Genomic DNA, 21,681 nt, shown 5'->3' with positions numbered 1-21,681 from the left:
CGCTGGATTTTAATAATAAGATTAATAAAAATTAATTTATATTTGACACCAATAAATTAACAATATGATTAAAAAGTATTTTCTTTCCTCATTTGCTGCATTGGCACTTGGTTTTGTAGTATCGTGTGATAACTCTACGGAAGATCCGCCCAACCAGAATACGAACGGCTCATCAGGAGCTACCATTACGGGGCCGAGGATATTAAGTAAAATTACTGACGGTACCAAGGATTACGAAGAATACATAACGAATGCCGGAATTCTTTCTCAGGCATTTGTCAGGGATGCAGGGTCCGGCAATACGCTTACTGCTACCGTAACCTACTCCGGGAATAAGATTGCTACTATCAAATACCAGGATAATACCAGTCCCCATGTTATCGATTATTTTTATACATTAACCTATACGGCTGGTAAGCTTTCCGGATTCACGATGGACCATACGATGACAATGGGAGCCAGCCACAGCGATTTTACAGTATTTTATGATGCTGCCGGACAGCTGTACAGAATTGTCGAGAAGAAGAAAATGGGCGGAAGCACGGCCTATACGCACTATATAGAATCCAAGTTTACATTTTCGGGTAACAATGTGGTAAAAGCAGACCATACCACCATGCTGATGAGCGGCGCCAGTCCGGATCCGTCTACCGCTTCTGTAACCTCTTATGCCTATGAGAATTATGATAATAAGATCAATCCTTACCTTACCCTGCCGAAAGAGTATTTTATGGTAACGGGTACTGCGATGAAGATTAATTTTTATACCCTGTCTGCCAATAACTACGGAAAGATGACCATCCAGAGCCCTGCTGCTCCGGCTATTGTCGTACCAAAAGGATATGTGTACGATTCGCAGAATTATCCGGTTTCCGATCAGGCATCCCTTAAATACATATACAAACCATTACAATAATAAGTTTTTTTTGATATTTATTCTCTAAAACCAATCGGTAAATGCCTATTATTTAAAAAAAAATTATAATTTTGAAAAAATAAATAATCCCCTACCGGAAATGAAAAGACTTTTTTATTTTATGTTGCTGTTTGCAGGAATCACCGCTGTGCATTCCTGTAATGATTTGCTGGATGAAAACGGAGATCCGTTATTGGATACCAATACAAATACCGGCCTGAATGGTCCCAGAGCATTATACAGAGAGATTACGGATTCCGATACCCTGGCTACCTATTATTACAACGGGACACAGGTATCGAGAGTGGTAAAGAAGAAGGCTTCCGTGGAAGATATTTCATGGAGTGGAGATAAAATAAGCAGGATCGACTTCCGGGGATTCCTGGATCTTGACCTGGATAATGACAATGTTATCGATAAGGACAGTATCCTGTTTACCCGCCAGTTTACCTATGGAGCCAACGGAAGACTGGAGATGATTACCGAAAGCCGGTCATACTATAAAAAGACCATCGTTCCTCCTGCCACCACTCCCGGTCCGCAGACTTTATATAAGAGAACGGCATCTATCTATAGACTGAGGTATTCTGCAACTACGGCAAAACTTGATTCCATCAATATGGAAAGCGGTGATGTAGTGTCTGGTACCCCTATGACATTTACCCGCTATTCGAAGACCAAATTCGAATACAACGGGGACAACGTTTCCAAAGTAACGAGATTTAATGGTCCTAAAACCGGCAGTGGCCTCGGAGCTCCGGTTACAAAGCTCGGATATGATTACGCCAATTATGATGCACAGATCAATCCGTATACTTTGCTGCCTTTTGCCTATAAAGTTTCCAGGATCCTGTCTATTGACACCGCAGATGGTACGGACTGGAACAGCTGGATGATGTCCCCGAACAGCCCGAAACGGAAGTCGGTGACCGATCTTACGGTTCCGGTTCCGAATCCCATAGTGCAGACAACCGATCTTTCGTACGATCCACAGACGTATGTCACCAAAGGATATGGAATCAACTATATTTACAAGCCTTTATAAACAACCTTATTATCATACAGACCCAATCTTTGAACAGATTGGGTTTTTTATTTTTAATGGTTTAATTTTGCAAAAAATTTCCTGATGAAATATCTGATCGTAGGGCTGGGGAACAAAGGCCCTGAATATGAGAATACACGCCATAATATAGGATTTAAGGTAGCGGATAAAATAGCGCAAACCCTGGAAGTCCCTTTTCATACAACCCATTTCGGATGGATGGCCGACGGGAAGTATAAAGGGCGGCGGGTTATGGTACTGAAGCCGGATACCTATATGAATCTTTCCGGGAATGCCGTGCGCTACTGGATGCAGAAAGAAAATATTCCGCTGGAAAATGTCCTGATTGTTACCGATGACCTGGTTTTGCCTTTCGGAACGCTGCGCATGAAAGGAAAGGGCTCCGATGCCGGCCACAACGGCCTGAAAAACATCAATGAAGTGTTGCAGACCCAGAATTATGCCCGTCTGCGCTTCGGGATTTCCGCGGATTTTTCCGAAGGGAAACAGGTAGACTATGTTCTGGGCACCTGGAATGAGGAAGAAACGGAAAAACTGCCTGAACGGATCGATACATTTTCCAAGGCGTGCCTGTCTTTCGTTTTTGCAGGGATCAACAATACGATGTCTTCCTTTAACGGTAAGTAGCGGTAAGTAGCAGGAACGGCATTCTCTTCGGAGGGTTTTATTGTTTTACCATAAGGTCCCGGATAACTTTTTTCTCAAAAAAATTCCGTTCGCTTACGGTAAACCGGTATTGATGGTCCTGCTCAAGAAATTCAATCGGAGTTACCGGTGCATCGTCTGCTTTCCACCGGATGACAAGTGCCGGCTGCGAAGAATCAATATTCTGGTCTGAAAACAGAAAGCGGGTCGTCAGCAATGTATTGGCAGCATCTTCACTGATCTCCGATTTGGCTTTCCTGATCTGTAGTAAAGCCATATCCTTAAGGAGCAGTGAAAAAGGTTTGCCGATGTATTTCTCCCTGTTGGTTTCAAATTTTTTAAGATAGGCTGCCGTATCTTTTATGCTTTTCTGAGCTGTTAACTTTCCTGTGGCCAAAACCATTATTCCTGATAACGCTAATGCGGATATTATTTTCATATATTTTTCCGGATCTTTTCAGCAGCTAAGATAAGAATATTAAAAACAGGAAGGCCACCGTCGCCGGTAGCCTTCTGATGCAATAAGAATGCATGTCTTTATTTTAACCGTGCCGATTTTCTTTCAGCCGGTCTTTTACCGGCATAGAAAATAGGAAGACTTCAGGCCGGCTGGCTTTCAGTATTCTGATCCGGTTTTTCCTGCACAGGAAAAATAAAATCTATGCTGGCTTACATGGCCTTTGTGTGGGTTACCAGGATATGGGAATTTTCATCCTGTTCATAATCCCTGTATGAGGTTTTGAAGCCCAGAAGCTCTACCCGGATGTCCTCTTCTTTTGCCCGGATGTTGGCAAAATCCTGGATCATCTCCAGCACATCGGTGGCAATATAAGAAGTTTCCCGTGCATCGATGGTCACACTGGAATTAGGCTGAATATTTTTCAGTGTTTTCTTTATGGCTGCTTTATTCAGAAAAGAGACCTCTTCTGCAAGCCTGATGATAATTCCGTCCGCCTCGTTCAGTTTTTCTTTACTCAGATAATAGGCCCTTTTCATATTTCCCTGCAAAATATAGAAAACAGAAATAGCCAGGCCGATGCCTACGCCTTTCAGCAAGTCCGTAGCCACCACAGCGACCACGGTAGCAATAAAAGGGATGAACTGGAATTTCCCAAGTTGCCAGAAATGGCTGAAGGTTGCCGGTTTAGCCAGTTTATAACCTACCAGGATAAGTACTGAGGCCAATGTAGCCAGCGGAATCAGATTCAGCACTACCGGGATAGAAAGCACACAGATCAGCAAGAGCATCCCATGGATAATGGTAGAAGTCTTTGAAGTTGCTCCTGCGTTGGCATTGGCTGAACTTCTCACCACTACGGAAGTCATGGGCAGGCCACCGATAAAAGAGCTGATCAGGTTCCCGATACCCTGGGCTTTCAGTTCCCGGTTGGTATCGGTAATCCTCCGCTGCATATCCAGCCTGTCGGATGCCTCTATACACAGCAGGGTTTCGATAGAGGCCACAATGGCAATGGTAGCACCGGCAATCCATACTTTCGGGTTCATAAATCCGTTGAAGTCGGGTAAGGTTACCAGATGGCTGAAATCTTCAAAGGATTGCGGAACCGGCAGGGAAACGAGATGCTGTGGCTGTATGGCCAGTGAGCTTCCCGTTATTCTGAAAATCTGGTTCAGTACAATTCCTGCCACTACGGCAATCAATGCGCCGGGAAGTATCTTTATTCTTCTCAAAAAATAGATCCGGTCCCAGGCAATGAGAATGGCAACAGAAACGGCCGTTACCAGGATGGCTCCGGGATGGACAGCTCCGGACAGTTCCGTAAAATACCCGAAGTTCAGTCCATTGTCAAATATTGATTCGTGTCCTTCATAGTCTCTGTCAAATCCCAGGGCATGGGGGATCTGCTTTAAAATAATGATGATCCCGATAGCGGCCAGCATCCCTTCGATCACATTATTGGGGAAATAACTGGAAATGCTTCCTGCCCTGATAAATCCCAGAATCAGCTGGATGCTGCCGGCAACCATCCCTGCACAGAGAAAGATGTTAAAAGCCCCCAGTTCCGTAATGGCTGTCAGCACAATGGCTGTTAATCCTGCCGCGGGTCCGGAAACCGAGATGTTTGAATTACTGATGGAACCGGTCACCAGGCCTCCTACAATACCGGCAATGATGCCGGAAAGAGGCGGAGCACCGGAAGCCAGTGCAATTCCCAGGCATAAGGGAAGTGCAACGAGAAATACAACGAGCCCTGAAGGGAAATTCTCTTTGATTCCTCCGATGAATGATGTTTTTTTCATGATAAACTTGCTGTGAATGGTACAGGCAACCGCTGACGGTCCCTGTACAAAATTGGAAATAGGATAGGGGACACCCATTCGTTACTACCGGAAAAACCGGCAGGAATGTGTGCGAAAAAGAGTGTAAACAAGTAAATTAAGCTTCCGGAGGCGGTGAAAACAGGGTAAGCAAAGGGGAAAGATGAAAAGAATCATCGATCAGTACAAAAGGATGAACTTCAAAAGAAGGTTCAAAAAATTTCAGGTAGTCATAGACATCCATTGTCTTTGGAAGCGTCTTTTCATACAGGATAAGAGAAGCTGAGTGGGAATGAGGCTCTTCTTCGTTAACGACCACATTGGTCCTGGTAAGATCCCAACCGAAAACAGCGGCCATACCCGGTAAAGCCGTAAAGTTAAGGAAAAGCAGTAATGTGATAATGCTCCAGAATTTCATGCACTCATGGTTTGGAAGAATCAGTTTTTTCTTCTGCTCATCACCCAGGTATCTTCACTGAGGTTGTAGATTTTCTGAATATCCTTTAAAACTTTTTCGAAATCAATCTCAAGATCGATAATTTTACCGGTTCTCAGGTCGAAAACCCAACCATGGACGATAGGATACTCTTCAAGGATGTATCTTTCCTGTACACAGGCCATTTTGATAACATTGATGCATTGCTCCAGGACATTCAGTTCTACCAGCCTGTCATAACGTTTGCTCTCATCTTCAATAGCGTCCAGTTCGGTCTGGTGGATTCTGTAGACATCGCGGATGTTTCTCAGCCATGGATTCAGAATGCCCAGATCCTGAGGCGTCATCGCAGCTTTCACACCGCCGCAGTTATAATGTCCGCATACAATGATGTGTTTCACCTTAAGATGCTGTACCGCATACTCTATAACGGCTGTTGCGCTCATGTCCAGAGAATTGACTACGTTGGCGATGTTCCTGTGAACGAATACTTCTCCGGGTTTCGCTCCCATCAGTTCTTCTGCGGTAGCCCTGCTGTCTGAACATCCGATATAAAGATATTCAGGGGTCTGGGTTTTTGCAAGTTCTTCAAAGAAGCTTGGGTTATCACCGATTTTGGACTCTACCCATCTTTTGTTGTTTTCGAAAATAACTTCGTACGATTGTGACATAAATTAAATTTAAAAGGTTTATATTATTTGTTTCGCTTAAATTATTTTAAAAATCAATAGATTAAATCAATAATGATACAAAAATATACATTTTGCAGGCAAGGCCGTTACTTTTAACACATTTTAAGAGGCGGCAATCAATTGCTGTTGATTGCAGGCTGTACCTTTACTAAATATAAGATAAAATTATAAACAAATAGATAAAATATTCAGGTATCTGCATTTAATCCGGATACATCCTGAAAAAGTGCCTATACTTTATTGTTGATATAGCCCTCTGTAGCCTCTTCATTGGGATAGATCCTTGCCGGGTTTCCCATCACCACGGAATTTCCCGGAACATCGAAGTTTACATAGGCATTGGGTGCGATAAGGACATTGTCTCCTACAGTGATGCCTCCTACGATAACCGCATTGGTACCGATCCAGACCTGATTCCCGATTACCGGGAAACCTGCATTTTTCCCGCGGTTCTGCTGACCGATGGTTACGCCCTGGGCCATGTTGCAGTTTCTGCCGATCTTCACCTTCGGGTTGATCACCAGGCTGCCCCAATGCCCCAGATAAAAACCTTCACCGATTTCAGTTTCCGGATAAATTTGGAATCCATACCGGATCTGGTAATGCCTGAGGACAAGTTTCCAGAATATGTTCAGAACGGGAGTTTTCAGGTGCTGCTGTGATTTTCTCAGAATGTAAATAAAATGCAGATTCGGGTTTATGCACTTTTTCCATATTCCGGTGAAGGAGAGCCATTGCCCGCTTTCCCGGTAAAAATCTTTCTGGATCAGTGAGTGGTTTGACATATGTACGGATTTTTAAGCTTCGTCAATGATAGCCTGAAGTGTCTGTACTGATTTTTCCAGCACAAAAGGCATTTCGGTATTTTGTATCTGTCTTCCGTAATATTCCGGCAGGGTTTTATCGGTAAGAAATTTCTTCATCCCGTCATAAATGCCATCTTCAGAATTAGAAGTTACGATTCCTAATTTCCCATCCTGCAACAGATCCCTGATTCCGGAAATATCAGTCGCCGTAACAGGTTTGCCCAGAATGAGGGTTTCTGCGATAATGGTAGGAAAACCTTCATGCCTTGAAGACATGACATAGAAATCTGCTTTCTTCACATAAGGATAAGGATTGCTTCTGAAGCCCAGCATCTTTGCAGTCTCTTCCACTCCCAGTTTTTTCAGTTGCAACTGAATATTATCAAGGTCGTAGCCATCACCGATGATGATAAGCTGGTGGCGTAAGCCCTCATCCAGCAGTCTTTTGTGTACATTCAGCAGCCGGTCGTAGCCTTTCTGGGGATATACCGTTCCTACACTTATAAAGGTGGGAAGTTTATCGGTAAAAGGATAATCGTCAATAACCGCATCTGCTTTTCTCAGCGTATCTGTTTTATCGATCGGGTTGAAAATTTTAATCACTGACCGTCTTTCCTTTTCATTTACTGCAAGCTTCTGCATCTCCTCCTGCAGCTTATTGGAGATTACCAGGATTTTATCAAACTTAAAAAATTCCCGGATCACTTCCCGGGTATATTCTTTCACATTAAAGACGTCATTCTGTACCCAGATTATTTTCTTTGAATCCTTGTACGGGCTCGAAAGGATTTCCCGGTACATGCCATGGATGGCGGCCAGCTCAATATCATACTTTTTATTTTTTAAGACCAACCTGTACAGAAGGGAAGGAAACCAGAGAAACATCTTCTGATACAATACCCTGCAGGCCTTTACCGGAATATCCTGCGGTCTGTTGGTCGTAATCATTTCACCTTTCAGCAAATAGTATACATTCACCCAGTCAGGAATCTCGCTGATGTAAATTCCTGAGTACAGGTTTATCAGCAGGTCGACTTCATATTTATCTGCCGGAATATTTTTGAGGAAAGTAACAAGTACCTTCTCTGCACCGCCGTGGCGGAGGGATCCGATCCGGATCAGCATTTTCTTTTTTGCCGGCATTATTTTCGTATGGGTTTGTAGGTGTGAGGAAGGTTTTTGATCAGATACTGTTCCAGTGCAGACCGGTCATCTTCCAGTTCCAGGGGATATACTGTATTATTGGCCAGCAGCTTGTCACCATACTGTTCTATGGTACAGATCTGCTTTGCAGGAATGCCGGCGTACACCGTATTGTCAGGAACCGAACTGCTTACTACGCTTAGCGATCCGATAATACAGTTGCTGCCTATGGAAACCCCCGGCAAAAGAATGGCACCTTTCCCTATAAAGGTATTGTCACCGATCTTTATCCTACCGAAAGTCCTACCGTCTTTGTATTTTTCAATTCTTTTGGTTACCCTTCCGTCACCGCCGTGATTGATGAATGAAACGCCTTCTGCAATGGTTACGTTATTTCCCATTTCAATCAGGAAACTTTCTGAGCCAAAGTTCGGTATTCCCTGCACATACAGGTTTTCACCTGCTTTCATTCCTTTATGAATGGCTACTTTAATGGCGGCGTGCTTTATCATGTCTTCATACAGAGATCGGATCTTCAGTATGATTCTGTAGAGTAGGATCATAATGTTGGTTTTGAGAGTTTAATGATGATATTTTCAACAGCATCGAAGATTTTCCGGTTGTCGAATTGTTCATCAATATTTTCAAGGTTTTTCGTAAGGTGGGATACAAGTTCAGGTTCCGTCAGGAATTTCTTCATGGCATGATACATCTCATCGGTGTCATATTTGATGAGGTAGCCGTTTTTGCCATGGACGATCATTTCAGGTACGCCGCCTACATGGGTGGCAATAATAGGCTTCTGAAGAATCAGTGTGTCTGCAATAATCAGAGGCCAGCCTTCCGATTCCGAAGGGAGAATATAAAAGTCGGAATTTTTTACATAGGGATAAGGATTAATAAGAGATCCTAAGAATTCAAAACTTTTCGTTACGCCCAGTTTTTCAGCCTGAATTTTAAGATTGGCTTTTTCTTCGCCATCACCGATAACAACGATATGATGGTCAAAACCTTCTTTAAGCAGTCTGGCGTGGGCGTCCATCAGTTTATGGAAGCCTTTCCGGCTATGAAGTCTCGCTACGGAAACAAACACCGGCTTATCCGGGAATTCCGGATTGAATTCACCTGCTTTATGCCTTATCTCTTCAATAGGAATAGCGTTCAGAATGACCTGGTTTTCCGGTAACGGAAGATCGGGATAGGTTTTAACAAGAATATCTTTGGTTTGCTGCGAACCGAAAATGAAATAATCGAACTGCGGAATCTGCTTCAGGACGGCAGGGATGAGCGGCCTGAATTTGGGTACTGTAATGTCCGAATGGAACCAGCCGATTTTTTTGGAGTTTTTATTTCCGGAATTTAAAACGGAGGCAAAGACAGAATAGGTTGGGGCGATTTCCACATCATACGTATCCTTTAATACTTTATCTGAGATCTCAGGGTGTGTTTCGGAGCGCTTCAGTTTCATTCTCCTTTTGATCAGCTGAATATTTCTGATGATTTTATTTGCTGACAGGTCTTCTTTTCCTTTCGAAAGATACACTTTCCGGATGTGCGAAGGAACTTCGTTACGCAGTTCGCCCTGATTCATATTGAGGCAGAGGGTAATATCGAATTTATCACGGTCGAGATGGTGGAGCATGCTGAGCACCACTTTTTCCACACCGCCCATTTCCATGGAGCGGTGCCTGAAGAGGACTTTAATTTTTTTATTATCGGACATTACCTGAAAATATTTTGCAATATAGTGATGATTTTCTTTTTTATACGGAAAGGTATTTTGTTCTGGTATTGCAGGAGATCAAAAATTTCTGAAGGGTCCGTATAGCTTTCCGGGATTTTTTTTCCGTTGATTGTTTTAAGCCCTCTCCGCTGCATGGCTTCCCAGATGGAACGTGCATAATAGCTATTGGATTTAGGCTTATTCTCATTCTGGGAAATCCCTCCGGGATGAGCTCTGTACAGGTAATCTGTCTGATTGATAAAATGCACCTTTCCTACTTCGTACATTTTAAAATACAGATCCTGATCTTCGGCAATCCTCAGTTCAGGATTTATTTTTTTTCCTTTCAGATACACATCTCTCCGGAAGGCGACAAAAGGCGCAATCTGGACAGGGAAGTTGAAAAATGTTTTCTGTCCGTTCGGTACCTGCATGGCAGCCCTGAATTCTTTCAGGATGTTCATGTGCTCGTCACATTTCGCCAGCCGGGAATAGGTAAGGACAACATCTTTTTTCTTTTCCAGTACCTCTACCGCGCTTTTCAGCGCTTTCGATGTTATGGTATCATCGGGATCGAGGTAGCCACAGATCATTCCTGAGGCTTTTTCTATCAAGTCAGCTTTGGTAACACCCACACCATAATTGGCACTGTTCTCATAAAGTCTGAATCTTTTATCATCAGCCGTTATTTTTTTTATGATTTCCACAGAATCATCGGTTGAGCAGTCATCAATAATTACGACTTCCCAGTTTGTGTATTCCTGGGCGAGAATAGAATCATAACAATCTTTAAAAAACTTTCCGTTATTATAGTTGGCAATTAAAATAGAGAACTTCATCCTATTTGTGTTAATAAATTTTTACAAAGATAATTATATCCTGAAAATATGCGAAAAATCTTTATTTTTGTGTCCTAAATTTAACATCATAACGGAAGAGGGTATGGATCATACGTATCTTACACTTTGTCAGTAAGAAAAATTATTTTACGTTCGTGAAAATTCCTCAGATTACCTTTACACGCTTTCTTGCTGCCATGGCCATTGTGGTTTCCCATTTCAATAAAGATGTATTCATTTATAAAATCCCCTGGCTGGCTGATATTTTTCTGCGTGCCAATATCGGAGTAAGTTATTTCTTCATTCTTTCAGGCTTTATCATGATTGTAGCCTACCATACTAAGGAAAAGATAGCCTATTCTGATTTTTACAGGAACCGGGTGGCCCGGATCTATCCTTTGTATATTACCGGCCTGCTGCTTTACCTCGTCATGAAATACAGCGGCTTCAGCTTCCTGAATATGATGCTCTACCTGTCTGGCCTTCAAAGCTGGTTTCCGGGATATGCCCTGGTGCTGAATTTTCCGGGATGGTCTGTTTCGGTAGAATTTCTTTTTTATCTTGTTTTCCCGTTCCTGTATAATTATTTTTATTCAAAAGGCAATAAAAGCATCTGGATTATTACGGTCCTGCTATGGCTGGGAACACAGGTTTTTTCGAATCTTTACATTGGTTCTCCGTCTTACAAAGGGCCTCATACGGTGAGTCACGAATTCAGCCATTATTTCCCGCTCTGGCATATCAGTGAGTTTCTGATCGGAAATCTGGCCGGGCTCTTTTTTATAAAGAATTTCAGGAAGAAAAACCATGACGTTTTATTACTCCTTCTGTTTGCAGCGGTATTGCTTTCCCTGATCTTTATTCCGCTGAATTTCCATAACGGGCTGATGGCAGTCCTTTTCATCCCGCTGATTTATCTGCTATCCTGCAACAAGGGTGCTGTAACAAAACTTTTTGCCCTGAAGGTTCCGGAATATCTTGGTGAAATCAGCTACGCTGTTTACATTGTTCATATTCCGGTATTGTACATTATCAGAAAAATTCTCTGGGATTATTTTCATGTGTATAAAAGCAATGTGGTATTCTTGATTTATCTTCCATGTCTGCTCGTGGTATCCATCATTTTATATGAATGGATTGAAAAACCCATGAGAGGATATGTAAAGATGCTGAAAATTAGATAAAAATCTTTATTTTTGTGCCGAAATAAACACCCAACGGATGAAAATAGTTTTTCATACTTCTATCATTATTATGCTTCTAATAGAAAGTACGGTATTTTCACACAACGTGGTCAGTACGAAAAAAACAGTATTTTAATAATCGAAACTATGTATCCTTCCTTTACCCAATTAAAGAGAGAATCACGTTCAATCACTAAAAACAGTAAAAAACTAAAAGTAGCCCTTCTGGGGGATACAGCAACTCAATTTCTTAATGTTGCGTTGCGGGGAACTGCCAGCAGGGAGGGGTTCAGCTTGGATATCTTTGAGGCGGACTTCGGACAGATTTCCAGGCAGATTCTGGATCCTTCGTCGGAATTTTATGAGTTTAATGCTGATTATACTATTATTTTCGAATCTTCACATAAACTGCTGAATCAGTATTACAAATCTTTTGACTCCCAACTAAATTTCGCAGACCATAAGATACAGTTTATAGAAGAAATGTACCGGACTATTCAGAGCCGTTCTGGGAGCAGGGTTATTTACTGTAATTTTCCGGTAATCAATAATCAGATTTTCGGTAATTTTTCCCATAAAACAGAATCTTCTTTTGTTTTTCAGCAAAAGAAATTAAACTATTTCCTTTCTTCTGAACTCGCTATAAAGAAGGATAATTTTTTTATTGCCGACCTTTGTTCGATACAGAATAAATGGGGGCGGGATTTTATGTTTGCCCCAAACATTTACATAAATACAGAAATGGTACTTTCGATGGATGCCCTACCGGTTGTAGCCCATCAGATTTTCAGTATTATCGCTTCTTTAGAAGGGAAATTTAAAAAGTGCGTGATTCTGGATCTTGATAACACCATGTGGGGAGGTGTCATAGGGGATGACGGCCTTGAAAAAATTCAGATCGGAAGCTTGGGGATCGGAAAAGCCTTTACGGAGTTTCAGTACTGGATAAAAGCTCTCCAGAAAAGAGGGGTTATCCTGGCAGTTTGCAGCAAGAATGATGAAGATAAAGCAAGAGAGCCTTTTGAAAAACACCCTGATATGGTATTGAGGCTGGATGATATTGCTGTTTTTATGGCCAACTGGGACAATAAAGCGGATAATATCAGAAGAATACAGAATATACTGAATATTGGTTTCGATTCTATGGTATTCCTGGATGATAATCCTTTCGAAAGAAATATTGTCCGTGAAAATCTTCCTGAAGTTTGTGTCCCTGAACTGCCGGAAGATCCTGCAGAATACCTCGAATACCTTTACAGCCTGAATCTTTTTGAAGTCTCCGGTTTTTCTGAAAATGATGCCGAAAGGACAAAGCAGTATCAGGTTGAGGCAAAGCGTGTTATAGATCTTGACCGTTTTACCAATGTTGATGATTTCCTGAAAAGCTTGAGGATGGTTTCGGAAGTCCAGCCGTTTAATACTTTCTCAAAACCAAGAGTTTCTCAGCTGACCCAGCGCTCAAATCAGTTTAATCTCAGAACCATAAGATATACTGAAAAAGAGATTGATAGCCTGATACAGTCAGAAAATCATCATACCCTTTCTTTTACTTTAACAGATAAATACGGTGACAACGGCTTGATCTGCGTCATTGTACTGGAAAAAAAGGATACTGAAACTCTTTTCATAGATACATGGCTGATGAGTTGCCGGGTCCTTAAAAGAGGAATGGAAGACTTTACTTTGAATGCCATTGTGCAAACCGCAAAAGAAAATGGTTTTAAATATCTTGTAGGAGAATATATTCCGTCAGCAAAAAACCAGATGGTCAAAAATCACTATGAAAGGCTGGGCTTTGAGCCCTATGAAGATAAATGGATAATCCGTTTAGATAAATATAAGCAGAGAGAAGTTTACATAAATACATTGCATTGATGAACGAGATGATGACATGGATACAGAAGAAACGTATTTTAGAAATTACCCTGTTGGTTCTTTTCTCAGTGTATGTATGGTTCTTTTTTTATTTGTCCAGAGATACCTATGATTATATAAACCTTGCCAATAGCATCAAAGAAGGCCGGCTTTATTATACTCGAAACGGATACAGTACGGTCTGGCCATTGGGATATCCTGTCATCATAGCATTAGTTTCACTTATAGGGCTGCCTCTGAAAGTTACACTATACATTATTAATCTGGCTGTTTTCATAGTATCATACAAACTGCTGGCAAAAATAATCGATGAAAACGGTGATAATGACTCCGCAGCAATTCTTATCCTCTGTATTTTCAGCGGAATTTATATAACAGGGATTTCTGAACCGCTATTTATAGGAGTTATTATAACAATCCTCTATATTGTTAAGAATTTTGATTATTCTTTTAGACATTATTCAGTGCTGGCTTTTCTCTTTTGGTTCTTAATTGAAACAAAACATGCTGGAATATTCCTGCTTCCATGCAGTTTATTGTATCTTAACGGGTTAAAACTGAACAAGAGAACGTTTTACTTATTGTTAACTATTAGCTTGGTAGCCATTACCTATATTGCCCGGTGGTATTTTTTAGGAACCATCACGGGTAGTAACCGGTCAGAGAATAAAGACAGCCTTTTTACTGTATTAGAAGGTTCATTTACAATCAGTCATTATCATGAATTTAAAAGAAAGTATCATGTGTATTTTTTCTTACTTCTTTTCTTTCTTATGTTTGCTTTGGGAAAATATATAAAAACATACAAAAAGAAATCTTCAAAATATATACTTTTCATTTTTGGTTCTGCCGTCTTTTACTATTGCTTCATCGTAGCTCTTCGTTACAGCACTTTTTTTTCGGGCCTGGAACCACGGTTTATGGCGCCATATATTCTGTTCAGTATGATCTTTGTCCTATCGATCATACATTCAGCAAAGAATTCTTTCATCATATTATCAGTGATCCTATTCGGACTGACGGTTTATTTAAATCTCAGGGATAAATATGACCTCATTTACAAGAATGATGCTTTTACAATGGCTTCATTTAAAGGGAAGAATAAAATAAATCATTTGATACTGGACAGCAGGTCTTCTTTAATGATTGCCAATACAATGTTTGACTATAAAGATATAAGTATAGATGACAGGCTAAGATCTATCAAAATAATAAACAATAACAAAGATTCTGTCTTATACAGAAAGGGAGCTGTTTTTCTGATAAAAAGGAAGGACACTGTAAAAATAGTAGATTTAACATTAAATAATAATATAAAAAAGTAATACAATACACATGGACAACAATGAAATTTTAGCAAAGCTTACAGAAGTATTCCGTCAGGAACTGGACAATGAAGAAATTAACCTGACTCCTGAAACTACCGCAGATGATATCGAAGAGTGGGATTCACTTTCTCATATACAGTTGATTGTAGCGGTAGAGAAGGCTTTTAAAATCCGTTTTACTTCTTCTGAAATCCAGACTTGGAATAATATAGGGGAAATGATGGATTCTATAGCATCTAAATAATGATGACCTTTCATCACATCGGTGTTGCTTGCAGCAATATTCGTGAAGAACTTGAGAAAATAAGGAAGCTGCACACCATAATTGAAGAAACAGATATTATTTTTGATGAGAATCAACAGGCAGAACTATGCATGGTGACTATAGAAGATGGTGTCAGAATTGAATTTGTAGCGGGAAAACCAGTGGAGAACTTATTGAAGAAGAGGATTTCATATTATCATATCTGTTATGAAGTGGATGATATTCATACATCTATCGAAAGCCTCACAGAAAATGGAGGGATCCTGATCTCGCCACCGAAAGAAGCTATCCTGTTCAACAACAGGAAAGTGGCTTTTCTTATGCTTTCCTACGGAATTGTTGAACTCTTAAATGGTAATTGATGCAGTTTACTTCCATCACATTCATCTTTTTCTTTACGCTTGTTTTTGCAGGATATTGGGCTTTAAGTAAGAAACTTAAGGCCCAGAATATATTCCTGCTTTTGGCAAGTTATATTTTCTATGCCTTTTGGGATTGGAGGTTCCTGCTTTTATTGATAGGAAGTTCTGCAGTTTCTTACTATATCGGGCTTAATATTGCAGCAAATCAAGAGGGTGGAAAGAAAAAAATATGGTTGAATCTTGGGCTTGTTTTTTCTATCGGAATATTATTTTATTTTAAATATTTTAATTTCTTTATTGGTTCTTTTGCCGAATTATTCAAGATCGGAAACCCATTGGTTTTAAGCATTATTCTTCCGCTGGGTATCAGTTTCTATACTTTCAGAATGATCAGTTATATGATTGATATAAAAAATAATAAACTGAAAGCGGAAACAGATTATATTGCCTTCTTTAATTACATAGCTTTTTTTCCGAGTATGACTTCCGGGCCTATTGATAAAGCCGGTCTTCTGCTTCCTCAACTGAAAAAAGAAAGGATTTTTACTCTGGAAAGCGGTTCTGATGCTGCACGGCAGATTCTTTTGGGTCTCTTCAAAAAGTTAGTAGTTGCAAACAGCATTACTCCTGTTACCCAGGAGATTTTTCAGAATTACGATCATTTTTCGGGAAGCACGGTCTCTTTGGGTATTATTCTTTTCCTTTTTGAGATGTACGCGGACTTCTCAGGATACTCGGACATGGCAATTGGATTTGCCCGGTTATTGGGATTTAAAATAACCAAAAACTTTGCCTTTCCTCTTTTCGCTCAGAATATTGCAGAGTACTGGCGGAAATGGCATATTTCTCTTACTTCTTGGCTTACGGAATATGTTTTTACGCCTTTGGTAATCCGGTTCAGAGATTATGAAAAGAAAGGCCTTATAGCAGCTATTATACTGAATTTTATTTTAATCGGTGCATGGCACGGTCCGAGGGTAACCTTTGTCTTATTTGGGCTGTTACATGGATTGTACTACATTCCGCTGATTGTTAATAATAAGATGAATAAAAAGCAGAAAATTTCAGGAACTTTCCCTACAGCCAAAGAGCTGGGCAATATTCTCCTCACCATGCTTATGGTCTGCTTTGCGCTGGTGCTGTTTGTTGCCCCGGATCTGTCTGCTGCATTAGGAATGTATATGAAAATTTTTAGTACATCCTTGTTTTCAGTACCACAGTTTGTTAAAATCAAAATTTTGGGCCTGATTAGTATCCTGGTCATTATAGACTGGATCAATAAGGATAAGGAACATGGGCTCGAAATCAGCAGATTCAGGCCGCTGATCCGCAGGACCATTTATATCTTTCTTGTTTTTATGATTATGTATTTCGGAATTTTCGGTGCTGGAAATTTCATTTATGAACAGTTTTAGTTATGAAAAAATTTTTATTTAAAATTTCTTTGTACGGTATCGGTATTCTGGGTGTGCTATTATTTCTGGGAAGTTATGCAGACGGTAATACGGATGATAACTACCGGCATTTCACCGGGCCGCCGCCGGATAATATGATATTAGGCGATTCACGTGGTGTACAGGCTGTTGTTCCGGATGTTCTTGACCGGAAGTTCAAAGACAGGCAATTCATTAATTTTGCATTCAATATCGGTGATTCGCCTTATGGTAAAGTTTATCTTGAAGCCATCAAAAAGAAGATTGCTCCTGATACAAAAAACGGTATTTTTATTCTTACAGTAGACCCTTGGTGTCTTTCCGTTGATGAGGAATGGGACAGCGAAAACGGAGATCCCGATAAAAATTCTCCTTTGGCAGATATGCATTTCTTTAATATGACGCCTAATTATGAATATCTCATAAAGCACTATCCCAGAAGCTGGTTTAATATAGTTAAGGAAAGGGAGTCTGTCGTAAGGTCAAATACGTTTCTGCATAAAAACGGTTGGATGGAAGTCACAGTTGACATTAATCAGGACAGTATCAGGAAACGTGAAATAAAAAAAGTTGAGGGTTACAGGGCGATGATTGACAAGCAGAAAATTTCCCCATTCAGACTGAATGCTTTACAGGAAATAATTGAATATCTCAATCAGAGAGGCAAAGTATATATTGTACGTATTCCGGCATTTAAAGGAATGATGGCTATTGAGAATCAATATTCTCCGGAATTCAGCATTCTGATTCGTGATATTGCCCGCCAACACAATGCTGTATTTTTCGATTTTTCTTCAAAACAAGAGGATTATATTTATACAGACGGTAACCATATGTATAAAGAATCCGGAAAGATTTTTACGGCACAGATTGCGGACTCAATTCTTTCCAAAAAAGGGAAGTCAAAATAGATATTCCCTGAAATTAATATTATACAACCCTGATCTGATGCTCGGATAATCGGTAACCAGGTATTTTGCAATCATCTGCCATCTTTTCACCGGAGTAGCAAGGGCGATTTCATAACTGCGGAGCATGCGATGGATGTGGAGTTTTACTTCTGCCGGCAGGGTATTTTCATTTTGTGCCCACTGATGGATTTCCCTCCAGAGGAGAACCCGGGTGGTGGCGGGCTTTACTTTTTTTGAATCGATTGCTGTAATCCTGTTGTTTTCATGGACGCCTCTCATGGCAACCGCCTGGTCAAGAATTCCGGGATAGAGATCAAGATAATAAGACAGCCTGAACAGGAACTCCGTATCCTGATGGAGCCTCAGATGGGTTTTGAAAAAGGGATTCAGTTTTTCAGTCATGGACGATCTTCTGATCGTCAGGCAGTCTATACTGAAAAGTCCGAAACTTCCCCGCATGCTGATCTGTCCCGGAAATACCTCTTTCGGATCATGTTTTTTGTATACGGTTGTCAGCCGGTCTCCGAAAATAGGGTAATACTGTTCTTTAGCCTTATCCGAATAATAATGAACGCCCAAGGCTCCGTAAACCCCTTCCACATCCGGATTTTTAAAGAGTTCCTTCTCCGCATCGAAGCGGTTCGGAAGATAATAATCATCCGCATCCAGGAAGGCAATGAAATCTCCCGTGGCTTTTTCAAGACCTAAATTCCTGGTAGGGCCTGCGCCATGGTTGCCTTGGTCAGGATGCTGAAACAGCTTCACCCTTTCATGCCGGATTTCAAGCTGGCGGCAGACCTCCAGTGCATTGTCGGGGGATTTGTCTTCAATAAGGATTACTTCACTGACTTCATTAAACTGCAGGGCAGATTCTACGGCCTGGGTTACATATTTTTCAGCGTTATAAACAGGAATGATAACGGAAATATTCATGGGTTTTTATTAGGATTGAGGTGAGTTACTGAAGGTGAAGCGGTATCTTGTTTTTAAAATGTCCGGATGGCTTAAGAAAGTCTTTATCAGATGGACCGCTTTTGTTATTCCGGACTGTCCGGCCAGTTCAAAGGCTTTATTTTGCAGGAATACATGTTTTTTAACATCATGATCTACCTTTACCGTTTCAGACCAGAGATAAAGTGAATTCCATAATCTGTACTGGCGTTCATTGTATTTTCTGGAATACCGGACGATCTTGGTAATCCGGTTATTATCATGTACGCCTCTTACTGCAACAGCTTTATCAATAATACCCGATTTCAGGTGACAGTGATAGGCCAGCCTGATGATAAAATCGGAATCCTGGTGAACCCTGAGATCCGGGTTGAAGCGGAGCTGATGCCTGTCCATAGCAGATTTACGGACGGTAAGCGTATTCAGATGAAAGAAAGTCCCGAATGTTTTGGGAGTCAGGCCCAACAGTCCTCTGAAAATTTCTTTGCCTTCGGCAGCATACTGTACCGTAGTGAGCGCAGAACTGTTGAACTTGGCGTTATATTCTTCTTTTCCTTTTTCCGACAGGTATTCTACGCCAAGTGCCCCGAATACTCCTTCGATAGCAGGGTTTTTAAATGCTTCTTCTTCAGTTTCGAATCGGTTGGGCAGATAATGGTCGTCGGCATCCAGAAAGGCGATGAATCCGGAAGCTGCTTTTTCCAGTCCCAGGTTCCTGGTGGCCCCGGCCCCGTGGTTTCCTTTGTCCGGATGTTGATAAAGCTTCACCCTGGAATCCAGAGAAACCAGCTGCCTGCAGATTTCCAGGGAGTGGTCCGTTGAAGAGTCCTCGGCAAGCACCACTTCCTTTACTTCATCAAACTGCAGGGCAGACTGTACTGCCTTTTCCAGGAATTCAGCAGCATTATACACAGGAATAATTACAGATATTTCCAGCATTATAATACGGATTGGTTATTATGTGCCCATAAAGACAGCTGCAGAAGATTCCAGTGCTTATGGTCCTTGGTAAGGAATTTCTGGGTCTTCGCAAAATCGATATAATCAAAGATCTTCTGGCTTTTATCTTTAAGAAGATCATCGGACAGCTTCATCAGGTTTTCCTCTTCAAACCAGCTTTCCACGCTCATTCCGAAGCCCTGCTTGTGGCGGTTCCTGATGGTATCGGTCCAGTAGGACTGCATGGAATCACGGAGGATGATTTTATCCCGGTTATCGTCCAGTTTCAGCTGTTCGGGAAGCCGGATGCAGAACTCGGCGAAATCAACATCCAGAAACGGTGTTCGCACTTCCAGGGAATTGGCCATCGCCATCCTGTCGGACTTTACCATCATGTTTCCGGGTACAAACTTTTCCAGGTCAATCCTCATGATATCGTTCAGGGAATCGGAATCCGGAGTAAAACTGTATGGCTGCTGGTAATCTTCAGTTATGCCCAGGCTTTTTTTCTCTTCTTTACTGAAGGTATTCCGCACAAAGTTCTGATGGAAATCCAGGATGTTTTCATGTGCTATATTTTTTTGGGTAATGAAAGAGGTCTGTCTCAGCTTCTGGTACATTTTCAGCCCGAATTGGGCAATGATATTTTTATAGCTGAAATGGTTCCTCAGCTGGTTTTCGATCTGGTAGAAATTGTAGCCACCGAAAAGTTCATCTCCTGCGTCGCCTGAGAGGACAACGGTCAGATTTTGTGCGGCAGCCCTGCAGATTTCGTAATGGGGAATAAAGGACCGGTCGGCAAAAGGTTCATCGAGGAACGGTGTTACCTGAAGCAGGGAAGCGGAAAGATCTTTTTTATGCTCATGGATTTCGATATGATTTGTTTTGTACTTGTCTGCGATCTCTTTTGCATATTTCAGCTCGCTTTCTTTATGGTCGTAGCCGAAGCTGATGGTGGTCTGATGGGGAAGGAAATCCGCCACCAGTGCTACGATGGATGAGGAATCGAGGCCGCCGCTCAGGAAGCTTCCTACTTCTACATCGGCAACCAACTGCTTCTGCACTGCTTTTTTCAGCAGGTGCGTAAACTCTTCTTTGGCATCGGAAAGGCTGATGACTTGGTCTTTGGCAGGCAGGCTGTAATATCTTGAGACAGAGAAATGCCCATCTTTCCAGATCAGCTGATGAGCCGGCGGAAGGGTATGAATGTTTTTGTAGATGCTCTGATAAGTGCTTACATATCCGTACTGCAGATAATGGGAGAGGGCTTCCTGATTGACTTCCGGACGGATGAGGCCTGAAGCCAGTATGGCTTTTATTTCAGATGCAAAAATAAATTCGTTGTTGCGGCCGGTTGCATAGAAGAACGGCTTCTCCCCGAAGCGGTCCCGGGCGCAGAACAGTTCCTGTTTTTCCTCGTCCCAGATAGCGAAAGCAAACATCCCCGGAAGATCGTGGATCAGGTTTTTCTTCTTCTGCTGGTACATGGCGAGGATGACCTCTGTATCAGAACCTCCTTGGTACGGATAATCGGTATACTTTTCCTTGATGGCCTGATATCCATAAATTTCCCCGTTCAGAACGATGCATTCGTTCCGGGTGGATGAGTACATGGGCTGTTTCCCGTTTTCCGAGAGGTCGATGATGGAGAGGCGCCGGTGTCCCAGTGCTGCCTTTCCATAGAATTCCGCGTGGGCACCGTCCGGCCCGCGGTGCGCCAGTGCATCAGTCATTCTTTTCAGCGCCTGCTGATAATGTTCTGCGTTATTTGCTATAATTCCTGCTATTCCGCACATATTTTTTCATCATTTATTTACAATACAAGAAATTTCAATGGGTTACGATAACATATTCTGCGACAAACAGATTGGAAAATGCATCTTTCCA

At 41.5% G+C, this 21,681-nt stretch carries 22 protein-coding genes; 10 read left to right on the top strand and 12 right to left on the bottom strand.

The window, feature by feature from the left end; all coding sequences use genetic code 11:
- The first annotated feature begins 64 nt into the window (after nucleotides 1–64).
- From QZ735_RS17120 to pth, 3 genes are all read left to right on the top strand, one after another.
- Nucleotides 65–916 carry a hypothetical protein gene (locus QZ735_RS17120; protein ID WP_294251030.1) on the top strand — a complete coding sequence of 284 codons (852 nt, stop codon included), beginning with the start codon at nucleotides 65–67 and terminating at the stop codon, nucleotides 914–916.
- A gap of 100 nt (nucleotides 917–1,016) precedes the next feature.
- Entirely contained in the window at nucleotides 1,017–1,961 is a 945-nt protein-coding gene (locus tag QZ735_RS17115) for a hypothetical protein (protein ID WP_294251027.1), read from the top strand.
- Nucleotides 1,962–2,045: 84 nt separating this feature from the next.
- Complete coding sequence (pth, locus tag QZ735_RS17110) at nucleotides 2,046–2,609, top strand: aminoacyl-tRNA hydrolase (protein WP_294251024.1); 564 nt, start codon at nucleotides 2,046–2,048, stop codon at nucleotides 2,607–2,609.
- 37 nt (nucleotides 2,610–2,646) lie between these two features.
- Here pth and QZ735_RS17105 read toward each other — a convergent pair whose 3' ends face one another.
- From QZ735_RS17105 to QZ735_RS17065, 9 genes are all read right to left on the bottom strand, one after another.
- Nucleotides 2,647–3,066: a hypothetical protein gene (locus QZ735_RS17105; protein WP_294251020.1), complete on the bottom strand. Its 420-nt coding sequence runs from the start codon at nucleotides 3,064–3,066 to the stop codon at nucleotides 2,647–2,649.
- Between the two features lie 230 nt (nucleotides 3,067–3,296).
- Nucleotides 3,297–4,889, bottom strand: a complete 1,593-nt coding sequence (locus QZ735_RS17100; RefSeq protein ID WP_294251016.1) for a SulP family inorganic anion transporter — start codon at nucleotides 4,887–4,889, stop codon at nucleotides 3,297–3,299.
- 136 nt (nucleotides 4,890–5,025) lie between these two features.
- A complete protein-coding gene (locus QZ735_RS17095) occupies nucleotides 5,026–5,325 on the bottom strand; it encodes a hypothetical protein (RefSeq protein ID WP_294251013.1) in 300 nt (99 codons plus the stop codon).
- Nucleotides 5,326–5,345: 20 nt separating this feature from the next.
- The gene (locus QZ735_RS17090) at nucleotides 5,346–6,014 is read right to left on the bottom strand and encodes a carbonic anhydrase (RefSeq protein WP_294251010.1); all 669 of its coding nucleotides are present in this window, start codon (nucleotides 6,012–6,014) and stop codon (nucleotides 5,346–5,348) included.
- A 251-nt stretch (nucleotides 6,015–6,265) separates the two neighbouring features.
- Nucleotides 6,266–6,820, bottom strand: a complete 555-nt coding sequence (locus QZ735_RS17085; RefSeq protein WP_294251008.1) for a serine acetyltransferase — start codon at nucleotides 6,818–6,820, stop codon at nucleotides 6,266–6,268.
- Nucleotides 6,821–6,832: 12 nt separating this feature from the next.
- Nucleotides 6,833–7,984, bottom strand: coding sequence for a glycosyltransferase (locus QZ735_RS17080; RefSeq protein WP_294251005.1), 1,152 nt, complete (start codon nucleotides 7,982–7,984; stop codon nucleotides 6,833–6,835).
- On the bottom strand, nucleotides 7,984–8,547 hold the full coding sequence (locus tag QZ735_RS17075; RefSeq protein WP_294251002.1) for a DapH/DapD/GlmU-related protein: 564 nt from the start codon (nucleotides 8,545–8,547) through the stop codon (nucleotides 7,984–7,986). Before QZ735_RS17075 ends, QZ735_RS17080 begins: the two co-directional genes overlap by 1 nt.
- Nucleotides 8,544–9,707: a glycosyltransferase gene (locus QZ735_RS17070; RefSeq protein ID WP_294250999.1), complete on the bottom strand. Its 1,164-nt coding sequence runs from the start codon at nucleotides 9,705–9,707 to the stop codon at nucleotides 8,544–8,546. Before QZ735_RS17070 ends, QZ735_RS17075 begins: the two co-directional genes overlap by 4 nt.
- Nucleotides 9,707–10,546 carry a glycosyltransferase gene (locus QZ735_RS17065; RefSeq protein ID WP_294250996.1) on the bottom strand — a complete coding sequence of 280 codons (840 nt, stop codon included), beginning with the start codon at nucleotides 10,544–10,546 and terminating at the stop codon, nucleotides 9,707–9,709. The genes QZ735_RS17070 and QZ735_RS17065 overlap by 1 nt, the downstream gene beginning before the upstream one ends.
- Before the next feature lie 155 nt (nucleotides 10,547–10,701).
- Here QZ735_RS17065 and QZ735_RS17060 point away from each other — a divergent pair, with 155 nt between their 5' ends.
- The 7 genes from QZ735_RS17060 to QZ735_RS17030 all read left to right on the top strand — a co-directional run bounded on the left by QZ735_RS17060 (nucleotide 10,702) and on the right by QZ735_RS17030 (nucleotide 17,904).
- The gene (locus QZ735_RS17060) at nucleotides 10,702–11,730 is read left to right on the top strand and encodes an acyltransferase (RefSeq protein ID WP_294250993.1); all 1,029 of its coding nucleotides are present in this window, start codon (nucleotides 10,702–10,704) and stop codon (nucleotides 11,728–11,730) included.
- A gap of 147 nt (nucleotides 11,731–11,877) precedes the next feature.
- Entirely contained in the window at nucleotides 11,878–13,605 is a 1,728-nt protein-coding gene (locus QZ735_RS17055; protein WP_294250989.1) for an HAD family hydrolase, read from the top strand.
- Complete coding sequence (locus QZ735_RS17050) at nucleotides 13,605–14,930, top strand: hypothetical protein (protein WP_294250987.1); 1,326 nt, start codon at nucleotides 13,605–13,607, stop codon at nucleotides 14,928–14,930. Before QZ735_RS17055 ends, QZ735_RS17050 begins: the two co-directional genes overlap by 1 nt.
- 10 nt (nucleotides 14,931–14,940) lie before the next feature.
- On the top strand, nucleotides 14,941–15,177 hold the full coding sequence (locus QZ735_RS17045) for an acyl carrier protein (RefSeq protein WP_294250985.1): 237 nt from the start codon (nucleotides 14,941–14,943) through the stop codon (nucleotides 15,175–15,177).
- The gene (locus QZ735_RS17040; protein WP_294250983.1) at nucleotides 15,177–15,560 is read left to right on the top strand and encodes a VOC family protein; all 384 of its coding nucleotides are present in this window, start codon (nucleotides 15,177–15,179) and stop codon (nucleotides 15,558–15,560) included. The genes QZ735_RS17045 and QZ735_RS17040 overlap by 1 nt, the downstream gene beginning before the upstream one ends.
- Nucleotides 15,560–16,975 carry an MBOAT family O-acyltransferase gene (locus QZ735_RS17035; protein ID WP_294250981.1) on the top strand — a complete coding sequence of 472 codons (1,416 nt, stop codon included), beginning with the start codon at nucleotides 15,560–15,562 and terminating at the stop codon, nucleotides 16,973–16,975. Before QZ735_RS17040 ends, QZ735_RS17035 begins: the two co-directional genes overlap by 1 nt.
- 2 nt (nucleotides 16,976–16,977) lie before the next feature.
- Nucleotides 16,978–17,904 (top strand): hypothetical protein, encoded by a 927-nt coding sequence (locus QZ735_RS17030; RefSeq protein WP_294250980.1) that lies wholly within the window; start codon nucleotides 16,978–16,980, stop codon nucleotides 17,902–17,904.
- Here QZ735_RS17030 and QZ735_RS17025 read toward each other — a convergent pair.
- Genes QZ735_RS17025 through asnB form a run of 3 tightly spaced genes read right to left on the bottom strand, consistent with a single transcriptional unit; the run spans nucleotide 17,896 to nucleotide 21,590 of the window.
- Complete coding sequence (locus QZ735_RS17025; protein WP_294250977.1) at nucleotides 17,896–18,837, bottom strand: glycosyltransferase family 2 protein; 942 nt, start codon at nucleotides 18,835–18,837, stop codon at nucleotides 17,896–17,898. The two genes, QZ735_RS17030 and QZ735_RS17025, sit on opposite strands and share 9 nt — an antisense overlap.
- A 9-nt stretch (nucleotides 18,838–18,846) precedes the next feature.
- Entirely contained in the window at nucleotides 18,847–19,794 is a 948-nt protein-coding gene (locus QZ735_RS17020) for a glycosyltransferase family 2 protein (RefSeq protein WP_294250974.1), read from the bottom strand.
- Nucleotides 19,794–21,590, bottom strand: coding sequence for an asparagine synthase (glutamine-hydrolyzing) (gene asnB / locus QZ735_RS17015; RefSeq protein ID WP_294250971.1), 1,797 nt, complete (start codon nucleotides 21,588–21,590; stop codon nucleotides 19,794–19,796). The genes QZ735_RS17020 and asnB overlap by 1 nt, the downstream gene beginning before the upstream one ends.
- Nucleotides 21,591–21,681 lie beyond the last annotated feature (91 nt).

The organism is uncultured Chryseobacterium sp. (assembly GCF_913776365.1).
GTDB lineage: Bacteria > Bacteroidota > Bacteroidia > Flavobacteriales > Weeksellaceae > Chryseobacterium.
Note: the sequence above shows the minus strand (reverse complement) of the source record. Positions and strands in the feature narration are given on the sequence as shown.